Source organism: Oryzomonas japonica (genome assembly GCF_008802365.1).
Classification (GTDB): Bacteria; Desulfobacterota; Desulfuromonadia; order Geobacterales; family Pseudopelobacteraceae; genus Oryzomonas; species Oryzomonas japonica.
Genome location: NZ_VZQZ01000001.1, coordinates 430409 through 444637 on the forward strand (window position 1 = coordinate 430409; position 14229 = coordinate 444637).

Here is a 14229-nt window from a genome sequence, read left to right on the forward strand (position 1 = left end):
GTCAGGCACCCTTCTGGACACAGATGACGTAGGGCGCGTCGGCCGTGACGTTGGTCTGCCCCATGCGCCAGGCGTGGAACAGTGGTGCCGGGAGTTGCCCCGCCCATTCTTCCACCAGGCGCCGCTCTGCGTCGCCTCCCCTGTGGCCGGGGTAGACGGTCAGCGCCACGATGCCACCCGGCGCCAGGAGGTCCAAGGCCTGCTCCAGCGCAGCCCCGGTGGTTTCCGGCCGGGTGATGAGGCTGCGGTCGCCCCCCGGCAGGTACCCCAGGTTGAAGACCACGGCGCTCAGGCCGGCCTCGACCTGTTCGGCCATGGTCTCGTGACCCACGGCCACCAGGGTAACCCGCTCCTCGAGCCCTCGTGCCGCCAGTTTGCGGGCAGTGCCGTCCACGGCCTCCTGCTGGATGTCGAAGCCCCAGACCCTGCCGGTTGGCCCCACCAGCTCCGCCAGCAGGAGCGTGTCGTTGCCGTTGCCGCAGGTGGCGTCGACGGCCCTGTCGCCGGAGCGGACAAAGTGCCGCAACAGCAGATGCGTCAACGGTACCGGGCCGCGCAAGAGCGGGATATGCTGGGGGGCGTCAGAAGTCATGGCGGCAGAGGGTACCAGAGTCGGACCCCTTTTTCCACAGGGAATTTTCCTGAATCCGTGACGCCTCCATGCCTCCGCTTGTCCGGAAGGCCTCAGCCTTTGCCTGTACGGCAGATAACGACAACTCGGCGGAGGACCGGCAGAGTGAGTGGTTTGCTACGTCACGGGCGGCGTGCGAGCTCCGGCTCTTCCGGCCACTGCGGCATTCCGGTATCGCGGATTCAGGATTTTGATTGCATCGCAACAGGGAATCGGGGTAGTAACGGGATCATGATATGTAAGAAAACAGTGGCAGAAAATCAGGGGGGACGCCGGTTGGACGATGCCGTGGCGCTCTTGTTCGACGGCCTCAGCAAGTCCGAGGCACGGCGGATCATCGACCGGGGCGGCTGCAGCGTCAACAGCGCCATGGTCCGGGTGGCGTCGCGCACCGTCAAACAGGGGGATGCGGTTGAGGTCGGCGTGATGGAGCCGGGTCGGTTCCAGGAGCTCGTCCTTCCGCCCGAGGCGCTGTTGTACGAGGACGACGAGCTGATTGCGGTCAACAAGCCGGCCGGGGCGAATACCCAGCGAACCCCCTATCAACTCAAGGGAACCATGGAGTTCTGGGTCGCCGAATACTTTCGTCAGCACGGGATCAACGAGCCGGCCCGGGTGATCCACCGCCTCGACCGGGGCACCTCGGGGGTGATGGTGTTCCCGAAGGATAAGAGGGCCGCTGCCTGGCTTTCGGCCCGCTTTCACGACGGGCTGGCGGACAAACGGTACCTGGCCCTGGTCAGCGGACAGCCGCAGCAGGAGGCCTGGCGGATGGATGGCCCTATCGGCAAGCTGGGCACGTCGCGCTACGGCATCATGGCGGGAGGCAGGTCGGCCCTGACCGAGTTCCGTGTGGTGGCTGCCGCCGCCGGGGGCGCCCTGGTAGAGGCGCATCCCCTGACCGGACGCACCCACCAGATCCGCGTCCACCTGGAGGCATCGGGGCTGCCCATCGTCGGCGACGCCACCTATGGCGGCGCACCGGCGGAGCGTATGATGTTGCACTGTGCGCGGCTCTCCTTCAAAAATGAAAAGGGTACGGAGATCCGTCTCGAAGCCCCCCTGGACCGGGCATTCGAAGCCTGTCTGCGGCAGTGCGGGATCCCCTGATGCCGCGGGCGATCTTTTGCCGCATACCGGTTGCGCACGGCCTTTGCCGTCAGTGCCCGGACCGTAGAAACATGCTATGCCCGGATCTTGGAAAACTCGACCCCGACGGGATGAAAATCCTGGAGCGATACGCCGTCCGGAATATTTAATCGTCCGCATTCATTCCTTTTTGCCGTGACACCTTATGCATTCCGCGGCGGCGACCCTGCGTTTCAGCAAGCTCTCCATGTCTTTTGGTTCCCTCTTGCCCATCAGCCGGTCTCCTACCTTGTGACAGCCGAAACAGTTCTGTCCCTGAAGGGCCGTGTGCATGGCAACCATGCGGGGATTCTTGCTGTGGCAGACCTTGCATTCGAATGCCTCGGCACCCGTAGTCACGCAGAGGCTGATTGCCAGGGCACAGAGTGGCGTGAGCAATTTTTGCATGTGGATGTAACCTCGCTTCATACATGATCAATTCGACCTGATCTTAAGCCGCTCCCGACGAAAAATACTTGACCGTTGTCAATAAACCACGGATGGTCTCTGGAAAAATATGCTTTGCACCTTGGGAACTTTATGGTAATTTTTCGCTCTTCAGCTCCATAATCGCAATTCGTATCAGGCAAGGCCCATGCTGTCATGTCCAAGATAATCTGCATCGCCAATCAGAAAGGTGGGGTCGGCAAGACCACCACCGCCGTCAATCTGGCCGCCTCGCTGGCGGCGGCCGAGAAGCCGACGCTGCTGGTTGACATCGACCCGCAGGGCAACGCGACCAGCGGGGTGGGAATCGACAAGTCCCGGCTGAAGCAGACCATCTACGACGCCCTCGTCGACGAGGTCGATGCCCAGAGCCTGATCGTGGACATCGGACAGCCCTTCCTGCACGTCATACCGGCGAACTCCGACCTTGCCGGCGCGGAACTGGAGCTGGCCTCCGAAATCGGCCGGGAGTTGAAACTCAAGTTCGCCCTCGCCCCCCTGGTGGAACAGTACCGTTACATCATCATCGACTGCCCCCCATCGCTCAATCTGTTGACCGTCAACGCCATGACCTGGGCCGATTCCGTGCTGATCCCGCTCCAATGCGAGTTTTACGCCATGGAGGGGCTTTCCCAGATACTGCATACCATCGGTCTGATTCAGAGAGGGCTTAATCCGTTGCTGAAGATAGAGGGTATCCTGCTGACCATGTTCGATTCCCGCGGTAATCTGGGCAAAGAGGTGGTCGCGGAGATCAGGACCCACTTCCCCGATCAGGTCTTCGATGCGGTCATTCCGCGCAACGTTCGCCTGGCCGAAGCCCCCAGCCACGGCAAGCCGGTCATTCACTACGACATATCGTCACGCGGCGCCGCCAGTTATCTACAGTTGGCCCGGGAAATAATCCAGAGGGAGACAGCCAATGGTTAAGAAAGGCGGCCTCGGGAGAGGGATGGCATCGCTGCTGCAAGTTGTGGATACGGCCGAGGGCCGCTCCGATTATTTCATCTGCCCGATCGAAAAAATTCGGCCCAACCGCAACCAGCCGCGCAAGTTTTTCGCAGCGGACAAGCTGGACGAGTTGGCCGCCTCCATACGTGAGCAGGGTATCATCCAGCCGCTGGTGGTGACCAAGAAGGACGACTTCTACGAGATCGTTGCCGGCGAGCGCCGCTGGCGCGCCGCCCAGAAGGCGGGTGTCAGGGAAGTGCCGGTGGTTATCCGCGAGGCCAGCGAAGATGCGGTGCTGGAACTGGCTCTGATAGAGAATATCCAGCGCCAGGATTTGAACGCCATCGAGGAGGCCCAGGCCTATCGCTCCCTGGTGGAGCATTTCGGCATCTCCCATGAGGACGTGGCCAAGCGGGTCGGCAAGAACCGCACCAGCGTCACCAACTCCATGCGCCTGCTCAAGTTGCCCCCTGATGTTCAGCAGGATATCGTGGAGGAACGCATGAGCATGGGGCATGCCCGCACGCTCCTGGCCCTGGAAAGTCCCGAGTTGATCCTCAAGGCCCGCCATGAGATCGTGCAGCGCCAGTTGAGCGTCCGTGAAGCTGAAAACCTGGTGCGGCGGCTGAAGATGAACCCCCACCCGGGGCCGCATAAGCGCCCGCAGCAACCCGACCTGCTCATGGGCGCCCTGGAGGAGCAGTTGCAGAAACGATTCCAGGCGCGGGTCGCCATCCGCAGGGTCGGCACCAAGGGGGGGAGGCTGGAGATCCACTTCAGCGACCCCGATGAACTGACCCGTATCGTCGATCTGCTCGAACAGTGAGAACTGCGGGGCTGAATACCGCTTGTCCCCGTTCCGTTGGTAGGTGCCTGCCACCGCTTCCCGCTGAAATCCGACAGTTTTCTTTGCAATACATCTTGACAAAGTGTTGAAATATGTGGTAGCTAGGTCCGATATCTGATGGATACAGTATACAAGTATACAATTTATGCATGCCTGCAAGGGGTAGGTCGTGATTGAATTAAATTTAGCATTCGTTGTCCAGGTCATTAACTTCGGAATCCTCGTCCTTGTTCTCAACGTTTTCCTCTACAAGCCGATCCGCAAGGTTCTGGCCGACCGCCGCCAGGTAATCGACTCTGCCCGTGAAAAGGCCGCCTCCGTTGATCTGGAGGTCCAGGAAAAGATGGCCCGCTATGAGGCCCGCCTGCGGGACGCCAAAACCGAAGCCGCCGGCCGCAGGGCCGAGGCCCTCAAGGAAGCACAGAGTGAGGAGACGGCGGTATTGGAGAAGGCGCGCAAGGAGGCAACCGCCTCTTTGGAGGCCATTCGCGATAGAGTGGCCAAGGAGGCCGCCGATGCCCGCGCGTTGCTGAAACAGCAGGCCGAGGCCCTGTCCGGCGACATCTGCGAGAAAATCCTGGGGAGGAGCCTGTAACATGTTGATGGTATCCGATCGTACGAAAAAAATCGCCTTCTCCCTGGTCTATGTTGCCGCCATCGTTCTGGCCGCCTCGACCGGCTTTGCCAACGAGGGGGGCGAAGGCGCGCACCAAGCCGACCACGCCGCCGCCCAGATGAAGGATTTGGGTTGGCGTGTGCTCAACTTTGCCGTTCTGGTCGGCATCATCGTGTGGGCCCTGAAAAAGGCCAATGTCAAGGGCACGCTGGCCGCCCGGCAGACCCAGATCGAAAAGGATCTGAAGGATGCCCAGGAGGGGAAGGCCGCTGCCGAGGCCAAGCTGGCCGAGTACAGTACCAAGCTCGATCAGGCATCCAAGGAAATCGATGAACTCCATGCCGCCATCATCCGTGAAGGGGAGCAGGAGAAAGAGCGTATTATCGCCGAGGCAAAGGTCGCCGCTCAGAAAATCGCCCTCCAGGCGACCCAGTCGGCCGAGCAGGAAACCCTCAAGGCCCGTGCCGAACTGCGTGCCGAGGCTGCCCGCCTGGCGGTGGAGATTGCCACCGGCAAGTTGACCGGCGCCATCCAGAAGGCCGACCACGACCGATTTGTCGGCGAATATCTTGACAAGGTGGTACAGATCCAGTGATCAACAATACGATTGCGAGACGATACGCCAAGGCTCTGGTGCAGCTTGGCTCGGAGGCCGACCTGATCGACCGCTTCAGCGAGGAATTGGCTGCGATGGATCGCCTCTTCGCCGGCAATGGGGAATTGCGGGCCGCATTTGGGAATCCGGCCTTCACCGCCGAGCAGAAGAAGGGGATCATGAAGGATCTGGTGGCAAAGGCCAACTGCTCCGAACTGGTCGGCAACTTCCTGCTCCTTCTGGTGGACAAAAACCGCGTGGCCTTCCTCGACCAGATCGTTCAAACCTACAAGAAACTGGCCGATGAACATTCCGGCGTGATCCGTCCCTTCATCAGGACCGCTTTCCCTCTGGACGCCGCCCAGGTGGCCTCCATTCAAGGCGCCTTGGAGAAGAAGACCGGCAAGAAGGTGGTGCCGCAGGTGACGGTCGATCAGACCCTGCTGGGCGGCGTCGTGACCCAGATCGGCGATACAGCCTTTGACAGCAGCGTGAAAACTCAGCTTAAACGGATTCAAGATATACTACAGAAGGGGTAAATGCTTCCATGGAAATCAGAGCCGAAGAGATCAGCGAGATCATCAGGAAACAGATCAAGGAGTATGGTAAGGAGGTAGAGGTGTCGGAAACCGGCACAATTATCTCCATCGGTGACGGTATCGCCCGTATCCACGGCCTGGCTGGCGCCATGGCCGGCGAGTTGCTGGAGTTCCCCGGCGGCGTGTCCGGCATGGTTCTCAACCTGGAGGAAGACAACGTCGGCGCCGCTATTCTCGGTGAATTCGCCGAGATCAAGGAAGGCGACACGGTCAAGCGTACCGGCCGCATCACCGAGGTTCCGGTGGGCGACGCCCTGATCGGCCGCGTTGTCAACGCCATCGGTCAGCCCATCGACGGCAAAGGCCCCATCAACACCACGAGCTTCAGCAAGGTGGAGATCAAGGCCCCCGGCATCGTCAGCCGCAAGTCGGTGCATCAGCCCATGGCCACCGGCCTCAAGGCCATCGACTCCATGGTCCCGATCGGGCGCGGTCAGCGCGAGTTGATCATCGGCGACCGTCAGACCGGCAAGACCGCCGTAGCCATCGACACGATCATCAACCAGAAGGGGGGCGACGTGGTCTGTATCTATGTCGCCATCGGCCAGAAGCGTTCCACGGTCGCCCAGGTCGTTTCCAAACTGAGCGAACACGGTGCCATGGATTACACCATCGTTGTCGCCGCCACCGCCTCGGAGTCGGCCCCGCTCCAGTTCATCGCCCCCTACACCGGCGTCACCATGGGCGAGTACTTCCGCGACAACAAGAAGCACGCCCTGATCATCTACGACGACCTTTCCAAACAGGCCGTCGCCTATCGCCAGCTTTCCCTGCTGCTCCGTCGCCCCCCAGGGCGTGAAGCCTACCCGGGCGACGTTTTCTATCTCCACAGCCGCCTGCTGGAGCGTGCCTGCAAACTGTCCGACGAGTGCGGCGCCGGTTCGCTCACCGCCCTGCCGATCATCGAGACCCAGGCCGGCGACGTGTCCGCCTATATTCCGACCAACGTCATCTCCATCACCGACGGCCAGATCTATCTGGAAACCGACCTGTTCTTCTCCGGCGTCCGCCCGGCCATCAACGTCGGCCTCTCGGTTTCCCGCGTCGGCGGTTCCGCCCAGACGAAGTCCATGAAGCAGGTAGCCGGCACGCTGCGCCTCAGCTTGGCCCAGTACCGCGAGATGGCCGCCTTTGCCCAATTCGGTTCCGACCTGGACAAGGCCACCCAGATGCAGTTGGCCCGCGGCGAGCGCCTGGTGGAGATTCTCAAGCAGCCCCAGTACCGCCCGATTCCCAACGAGAAGCAGGTTCTGGTCATCTTCGCCGCCAACAACGGTTTCCTGGACGACTACCCGGTCGCGGCGCTCAAACGCTACGAGCCGGAAATGTACGCCTTTTTCGATAACCGCCAGGCCGATGTGCTGGCCGAACTGCGCGACAAGAAGGCCATCGGCGATGAGTTGAAGGGCAAGATCGTTGCCGCCCTGGAGCAGTTCAAGAAGGAATTCACCGCGTAAACAAGGACGGTTTGAGACATGGCAAGCCTTAAAAGCATAAAAAAACGGATCGCATCCGTAAAGAATACCCGCCAGATCACCAAGGCCATGAAGATGGTCTCGGCCGCCAAGCTGCGCCGCGCCCAGGAAAACGTCGTTGCGGCGCGTCCCTATGCCGGCAAGCTGGCCGAAGTGTTGCAGTCCCTGGCCGGCAATCTGGAGGGGGACCTTCATCCGCTTCTGGAGAAACGCGACGCCAAGAAGCTGCTCCTGATCGTGGTCACCTCCGACCGCGGCCTGTGCGGTGGTTTCAACGGCAACCTGTGCAAGGCCGCTGAGCATTTCATCAAGGACAAACAGGGCGAGTTCGAGGAAATTTCGCTGATGACGGTCGGGCGCAAGGGGTATGAAGCGCTCAGGCACCGCCACGAGATCGCCAAGAACTTCCCCAACGTGTTGGCCAAGCCGAACTACCAGACCGCGGCCATGCTGGCCCACGAGGTGATCGACGGCTATCTGGCCGAGGAGTACGATCAGGTCATCCTGCTCTTCAACGCCTTCCGTACGGTCATGTCCCAGGACATCACCTTCCAGCAGCTCCTGCCGGTGGAGCCTGAGGAGAAGACCCTGGGCGACGAAACCCCGGTGGAGTACATCTACGAACCGTCGGTTGCCGAGCTTCTGGCAGAGATCCTGCCGAAGAACATCGAGGTGCAGATCTTCAAGGCCATGCTGGAGTCGGTGGCCGCCGAGCACGGCGCCCGCATGACCGCCATGGACAGCGCGTCCAAGAACGCCAACGAGATGATCGGCAAGCTGACCCTTCAGTACAACAGGGCGCGCCAGGCCGCCATCACCACCGAACTGACGGAGATCATCTCCGGCGCCGAATCGATCAAAGGATAACAAGAGAACCGAATCACTATATGAGGCTTCACGGCCACAGGAGGACAGAGTTCCATGAGTCAGAACATCGGTAAAATTTCGCAGGTCATCGGCGCTGTTATCGACGTCGAATTCGAGCCCGGCAAGCTGCCGGAGATCTACCACGCCCTGAGGGTGACCAATCCGGCCATCGATGACCGGGAGAACAACCTCGTTCTCGAAGTCGCCCAGCACCTGGGCGAGAATTCGGTCCGCACCATTGCCATGGACTCCACCGACGGCCTCAAACGAGGCCAGGCCGTTATCGACACCGGCAAGCAGATCTGCGCCCCGGTCGGTCACAAGACCCTGGGCCGGATCATGAACGTTATCGGCGAGCCGGTTGACGAGATGGGCCCCATCGGCAACGAGAAGGAATACGGCATCCACCGCGAAGCCCCCTCGTTCGAAAACCAGTCCACCAAGGTCGAAGCCTTCACCACCGGCATCAAGGTCGTTGACCTCCTGGCCCCCTATGCCCGCGGCGGCAAGATCGGCCTGTTCGGCGGCGCCGGCGTCGGCAAGACCGTTCTCATCATGGAACTGATCAACAACATCGCCAAACAGCACGGCGGTTTCTCCGTTTTCGCCGGCGTCGGCGAGCGTACCCGCGAAGGGAACGACCTCTGGATGGAGATGAAGGAATCCGGCGTTCTCGACAAGGCCGCCCTGGTGTACGGCCAGATGAACGAACCCCCAGGCGCCCGCGCCCGCGTCGCCCTGACCGCCCTCTCGGTCGCCGAATACTTCCGCGACGAAGAAGGCCAGGACGTTCTTCTGTTCATTGACAACATCTTCCGTTTCACCCAGGCCGGTTCCGAGGTTTCCGCCCTTCTGGGCCGTATCCCCTCGGCCGTCGGTTACCAGCCGACCCTGGCCACCGAGATGGGTGAATTGCAGGAGCGCATCACCTCCACTAAAAAAGGGTCCATCACCTCGGTCCAGGCCATCTACGTCCCGGCCGACGACTTGACCGACCCGGCTCCGGCCACCGCCTTCGCCCACCTGGACGCCACCACGGTTCTGTCCCGCCAGATCGCCGAGCTGGGTATCTACCCGGCCGTTGACCCGCTGGACTCCACCTCGCGCATCCTCGATCCCCAGGTCATCGGCGAGGAACACTACGCCGTGGCCCGTTCCGTCCAGTTCGTGCTCCAGAAGTACAAGGACCTCCAGGACATCATCGCCATCCTCGGCATGGACGAACTCTCCGAAGAAGACAAGCTGGTCGTGGCCCGCGCCCGCAAGATCCAGCGCTTCCTGTCCCAGCCGTTCCATGTTGCCGAGGCTTTCACCGGTTCTCCCGGTAAATACGTCGAACTGAAGGACACCATCAAGGGGTTCCAGGAAATCGTGGCCGGCAAGCACGACGCCCTGCCCGAGCAGGCCTTCTACATGGTCGGCTCCATTGAAGAGGCCATCGAAAAGGCCGCCAAGCTGGCTGCGGTATAAATTAACCTTACGGGGGACACCCCTTTCAAGGACTGATATATGGCTGAAAAGATGAAGCTGGAGATCGTCACCCCTTACAAGAAGGTGGTTGACATAGAAGTGGATGAGGTCACCGCCACCGGCAAACTGGGCGAGTTTGGCGTCCTGCCGGGTCATGCCCCGTTTCTGACCTCGCTCAAGATCGGCGAGTTGGCCTACAAGTATGATGGCAAGGCCGAGCACATGGCCCTCAACTGGGGCTACTTCGAGATCAAGGACGACCGGATCATCGTCCTGGTTGAGACCGCCGAACTGGCCGAAGAGATCGACGTCGAGCGGGCCAAGGCAGCCCAGGGGCGCGCCGAGGAAAAGCTCAAGCACCTGACCACGGAAGACAAGCAGTTCAAGGTCTACGAAGCAGCCCTGGAACGCGCCCTGATCCGCATGCAGGTTGCGGGCAAGGCGGTTCGCAAGTAGCTTTATTGAAATATCCGTATGCAAAGAGCGGCAGCAATGCCGCTCTTTTTGTTTGTACTCTGCCGATCCTGGCTGTCGAGCCACTGCAATCACTCGTCGGCACGGCAAGCAATTCAAAGCCCCGGTCGATGGGGATGAATAATTGGGGTCTCAGCTTTTCTAATAGTTGTCCATTACTTCCAAGCGGTGTAAAATCCACTACATGATATTAGAGATGGATAACAGCCTTGCTGTCGCCACGAGCGGCAAAAAACAACGGGTACCGGAAATGTACGATGCACGGGTGATCATCTGCGACGATGAAGTCGAAATAGTGCGCTATCTGAACAAGATCCTGACCACCCGGGGACTTGAGGTGGAGATTTTCACTTCCGGCGAGGCCCTGCTGCGCACCCTGGAGCATCGCGCACTGGAGGAAAGCGATCTGCTGCTGCTGGATGTGAAGATGCCCGATGTGGATGGCATCGAGATCCTCCGGCGGGTCAAGGAACTCAAGCTGGAAATACCGGTGGTCATGATGACCGCCTTCGCCTCCATCAGTTCGGCCATTGAGGCCATGAAGCTGGGGGCGTACGACTATGTCACCAAGCCGTTCCCCAAGGAGAAGATCTTCGGGATACTGGACAAGGTGCTGGAACGCAAGGAACTGCTCAAGGAAAACTCCGCCCTGAAGGACGAGTTGGGCAAGTCCGCCCCGTCGGGCTACCTGGTCTATACCAGCGATGCGTTCCGCCAAGTCCACGAGATGGCCGTTCAGGTGGCCCAAAGCGATGCCAACGTGGTCATACTTGGGGAGTCGGGAACCGGCAAGGAGCTGATCGCCGGTCTGATCCACAGCGTGAGCCCCCGCAAGGAGCAACGCTTTCTCTCCATCAACTGCGCCACCCTCTCGGATACGCTCCTGGAAAGCCAGCTCTTCGGCCATGTGCGCGGGGCCTTCACCGGCGCGGTAACCCACCAGAAGGGGCTCCTGGAGGAGGCCAACAACGGAACCCTCTTCCTGGATGAGGTCGGCGACATGAGCCCCACCATCCAGGCCAAGCTGCTGCGGGTCCTGCAGGAGGGTGACTACATCCCCGTGGGTGAAACCAAAGCCCGGTCCGTGGATATACGTTTTCTGGCGGCCACCAACAAGAATCTCGAGGAGGAGGTACGCCAGAAGCGGTTTCGGGAAGACCTGTTCTTCCGGCTGAACGTCATCTCCATCCACCTCCCGCCTCTGCGCGAACGTGCCGAGGACATCGAGCCCCTGGCCAGGTACTTTTTACACAGGATCTCCCAGCGGATGAAGAAGGAATTCGTCAACTTCACCCCGGAGGCCCTGCTGCTCATGCAATCCTACTCCTGGCCGGGAAATATCAGGGAGCTGGAGAACGCCATCGAACGAGCGGCTATCCTGGCGCGGGGCACGGTGATCTCCGCCGAAAACCTGCCGGTCTGGAAAAGCGCCCCGCTTGCTGCCGAACAGCGGGAGGAAGGGGAGCGGCTTCTCCCCCTGGAGGTCGTGGAACGCGAGCATATCCTCCACGTGCTCCAGAAAACCGGTTGCAACAAGAGCCGGACGGCCAAGATCCTCAATATCGCCCGCCGGACCCTGGACCGGAAACTTGAAGAATACGGCATGCAGGACAAGGCCGCTCCGGCGGATGCGGACGATCCCTGATGCCGCGGCGCTTTCCCATCCGTGCCAAACTGACCGTTGGGGCGCTGGCGCCGCTGTTTGTCGCCTTTTTCATCTGTTCGCTCACCGGTCTCTATATCATCGACGCCAAAATCACCAGCCAGGCCCAGGAAAAGGTCAGAACCGACCTGAACTCGGCCCGTGAGGCGTACCGCAACGAGTTGCACCATATCAATGAACTGCTGGAACTCACCGCCGACAACCCCTTTGCCGCCCTATCCATCAGTTCCGGCAACCGTCCGGCCATCTCGTCACTCCTCACCCCCCTCCTGCATAAGAAACATCTGGATATCCTGACCGCCGTGGACAAGAAGGGGCGGGTCCTGTTTCGGGCCCACAATCCGGCCCGGTTCGGCGACACACCGGTTGACACCTATTTTATCGACCAGGCGTTGAGGGGGAAAACGGTCACCGGCACCACGGTCCTCTCCCCCGAGCAACTGGCCGCTGAAAAAGACGAACTGACGGCCCAGGCGCGTATCGACGTGGTGACGACACCCCACTCCCGGCCCCGCCAGAGTTCCGTGGAGCGGGCGGGGATGGTCATGGTCTCGGCGGCGCCGGTGCTCGATAGCGCCGGCCGGGTTGCCGGCGCGCTGTATTGCGCGGAACTGCTTAACAACAATAACGACCTGGTGGACAAGATCAAGGACACCGTCTACGAGGGGGTGAAGTTCAAGGGGCAGGATGTGGGCACCGCCACCCTGTTCCTCGGCGATACCCGCATCGCCACCAACGTGCACGCGTCAAACGGCAGAAGGGCTATCGGCACGCAACTCTCCGCAGAGGTCTACAACAGGGTCATCCTGGAAAACCGAAAGTGGGTGGGACGGGCGTTTGTGGTGAACGATTGGTACCTGACCGCCTACGAGCCGATTGTAGGCCTGCGGGGCGAGGTCATAGGCTCCCTGTATGTGGGGATGCTGGAAAAGCAGTACAGCGCCCTGAAGAACAACGTCAATACCATCCTGGTCGTTGTCCTGTTAATCAGCTCACTGATCGGGCTGGCGGTTTCCGGCGTTATCGGCACCCACCTGGCCACCCCCATCAAGGAGTTGGAGCAACTCACCCGCAGGGTGACGCTCGGCGAGCGGAATCTGCACATAGACGTCCGTTCGGCCGATGAACTGGGGGACCTCGCCGGAGGCTTCAACCAGATGACGCGCGCCCTGGCCCACCGCGAGTCCGAGATTACCATGCTGAATCGCAGCCTGGAACAGAAGGTGCTGAAGCGGACGGCGCAACTCGAAGAAAAGAATGCGCTTCTTCTGGAAACCCAGGCGGATCTCGCCAAGGCGGAAAAACTCGCGGACTTGGGCGTTATCGCCGCCGGCGTGGCCCATGAGATCAACAACCCCCTGGCCGTCATCCGGGGCAACATCGAGTTTCTGGAGATGTGTCTGCCGCCCGATCACGCCAATCGGGAGGAGGTGGGGATCATCAGCCAGCAGGTGGAGCGGATCGCCAAGATCGTGGGTAATCTGCAGGTATTCGCCCGGCAGAAAAAGCTGCACCAGGGGCAGGTCGACATCCATGACCTTCTGGACGGCATCCTTGGCCAGATCGGCCACCAGGTTCCCATGGACGCCATCACCGTGGTGAGGGAGTACGCGTCTGATCTGGCCATGATCCGGGGGGATGGGGACCAACTCCGGCAGGTCTTCACCAACCTGATTCTCAATGCGGTTCAGGCCATGGGGGGCAAGGGGGTACTGACCCTGGCGACCAAGGGGGTGGCCCCTCTGGATGGTTGTGAGGTCAGCATCTCGGATACCGGCCCGGGGATCGGACCCGAGCACCTGAAGAAGATCTTTACCCCCTTTTTCACCACCAAGGATACGGGCAGCGGCCTGGGGCTTTCCATCTCCTACGGCATCATCAAGGATCACGGCGGGGACATCAAGGTGTCGAGTGTGGAGGGGAAAGGGACGACATTCCGGGTGACCATCCCTTAGGGATAGGCCGCAGGGTTGCCAGGACTTATGGGGCCTATGGGACGTATAGGTCCTATAAGCCTTATACGTCCTATGAGGTGGGGCCGATGATCTGCACCTGGTCCCCCGACCGGATCTTCCCTCCGGTGATGACCTTGGCGAAGATGCCCTCCTTGGGCATGACGCAGTCGCCGGCCTGATAGTAGATGGCGCAGCGGGTGTGGCACTCCTTGCCGATCTGGGTTACCTCCAGCAGGGTTTCCCCCACCTGCAGGCGGGTTCCTATGGGCAACGTTACCAGTTCGATACCGCTGGTGGTGATATTCTCGGCAAAGGCACCGGCGGTCACGTTCAACCCCAGGGCCCGCATCTTGTCGATGCTCTCTTCGGCCAAAAGGCTTATCTGGCGGTGCCAGTCACCGGCGTGGGCGTCCCCCACGATGCCGTGGTTCTCTTTCACCGCAACCTCTGCCACCGGTGTTTTACGCTCGCCCTTTTTCTCGCTGATGCAGACGGCGACGACGTGTGCCAT

The 14229-nt window shown here is 60.8% G+C and carries 15 protein-coding genes; 12 read left to right on the forward strand and 3 right to left on the reverse strand.

The window, feature by feature from the left end; translation table 11 throughout:
* Position 1: 1 nt before the first annotated feature.
* Positions 2 to 592, reverse strand: a complete 591-nt coding sequence (mnmM, locus tag F6V25_RS01900) for a tRNA 5-(aminomethyl)-2-thiouridylate-methyltransferase MnmM (protein ID WP_151126710.1) — start codon at positions 590 to 592, stop codon at positions 2 to 4.
* A 270-nt stretch (positions 593 to 862) separates the two neighbouring features.
* Between mnmM and F6V25_RS01905 the strand changes: the two genes are divergently transcribed.
* Positions 863 to 1741, forward strand: coding sequence for an RluA family pseudouridine synthase (locus F6V25_RS01905; protein WP_151126711.1), 879 nt, complete (start codon positions 863 to 865; stop codon positions 1739 to 1741).
* 159 nt (positions 1742 to 1900) lie between these two features.
* Here F6V25_RS01905 and F6V25_RS01910 read toward each other — a convergent pair whose 3' ends face one another.
* Positions 1901 to 2167, reverse strand: coding sequence for a cytochrome c3 family protein (locus F6V25_RS01910; protein ID WP_151126713.1), 267 nt, complete (start codon positions 2165 to 2167; stop codon positions 1901 to 1903).
* A 195-nt stretch (positions 2168 to 2362) separates the two neighbouring features.
* Here F6V25_RS01910 and F6V25_RS01915 point away from each other — a divergent pair, with 195 nt between their 5' ends.
* The 11 genes from F6V25_RS01915 to F6V25_RS01965 all read left to right on the forward strand — a co-directional run bounded on the left by F6V25_RS01915 (position 2363) and on the right by F6V25_RS01965 (position 13718).
* Positions 2363 to 3136, forward strand: a complete 774-nt coding sequence (locus tag F6V25_RS01915; protein ID WP_151126715.1) for a ParA family protein — start codon at positions 2363 to 2365, stop codon at positions 3134 to 3136.
* Positions 3129 to 3983: a ParB/RepB/Spo0J family partition protein gene (locus F6V25_RS01920; RefSeq protein WP_151126717.1), complete on the forward strand. Its 855-nt coding sequence runs from the start codon at positions 3129 to 3131 to the stop codon at positions 3981 to 3983. The genes F6V25_RS01915 and F6V25_RS01920 overlap by 8 nt, the downstream gene beginning before the upstream one ends.
* A 190-nt stretch (positions 3984 to 4173) precedes the next feature.
* Entirely contained in the window at positions 4174 to 4599 is a 426-nt protein-coding gene (locus tag F6V25_RS01925; protein WP_151126719.1) for an ATP synthase F0 subunit B, read from the forward strand.
* 1 nt (position 4600) lies between these two features.
* Entirely contained in the window at positions 4601 to 5215 is a 615-nt protein-coding gene (locus F6V25_RS01930; RefSeq protein WP_151126721.1) for a F0F1 ATP synthase subunit B family protein, read from the forward strand.
* The gene (gene atpH, locus F6V25_RS01935; RefSeq protein ID WP_151126723.1) at positions 5212 to 5754 is read left to right on the forward strand and encodes an ATP synthase F1 subunit delta; all 543 of its coding nucleotides are present in this window, start codon (positions 5212 to 5214) and stop codon (positions 5752 to 5754) included. The genes F6V25_RS01930 and atpH overlap by 4 nt, the downstream gene beginning before the upstream one ends.
* Positions 5755 to 5762: 8 nt before the next feature.
* Positions 5763 to 7271 (forward strand): F0F1 ATP synthase subunit alpha, encoded by a 1509-nt coding sequence (gene atpA / locus F6V25_RS01940; protein ID WP_151126725.1) that lies wholly within the window; start codon positions 5763 to 5765, stop codon positions 7269 to 7271.
* Positions 7272 to 7289: 18 nt separating this feature from the next.
* Positions 7290 to 8156 (forward strand): ATP synthase F1 subunit gamma, encoded by an 867-nt coding sequence (gene atpG / locus F6V25_RS01945; RefSeq protein WP_151126727.1) that lies wholly within the window; start codon positions 7290 to 7292, stop codon positions 8154 to 8156.
* Between the two features lie 54 nt (positions 8157 to 8210).
* Entirely contained in the window at positions 8211 to 9626 is a 1416-nt protein-coding gene (gene atpD / locus F6V25_RS01950; RefSeq protein ID WP_151126729.1) for a F0F1 ATP synthase subunit beta, read from the forward strand.
* A gap of 39 nt (positions 9627 to 9665) precedes the next feature.
* The gene (locus tag F6V25_RS01955) at positions 9666 to 10082 is read left to right on the forward strand and encodes a F0F1 ATP synthase subunit epsilon (protein ID WP_151126731.1); all 417 of its coding nucleotides are present in this window, start codon (positions 9666 to 9668) and stop codon (positions 10080 to 10082) included.
* A 268-nt stretch (positions 10083 to 10350) separates the two neighbouring features.
* Entirely contained in the window at positions 10351 to 11745 is a 1395-nt protein-coding gene (locus F6V25_RS01960) for a sigma-54-dependent transcriptional regulator (RefSeq protein WP_151127198.1), read from the forward strand.
* Positions 11745 to 13718, forward strand: a complete 1974-nt coding sequence (locus tag F6V25_RS01965) for a sensor histidine kinase (RefSeq protein WP_151126733.1) — start codon at positions 11745 to 11747, stop codon at positions 13716 to 13718. The genes F6V25_RS01960 and F6V25_RS01965 overlap by 1 nt, the downstream gene beginning before the upstream one ends.
* A 70-nt stretch (positions 13719 to 13788) precedes the next feature.
* On the opposite strand, the gene F6V25_RS01970 is transcribed toward F6V25_RS01965, so the two are convergent.
* The gene (locus tag F6V25_RS01970) at positions 13789 to 14229 is read right to left on the reverse strand and encodes an MOSC domain-containing protein (protein ID WP_149307379.1); all 441 of its coding nucleotides are present in this window, start codon (positions 14227 to 14229) and stop codon (positions 13789 to 13791) included.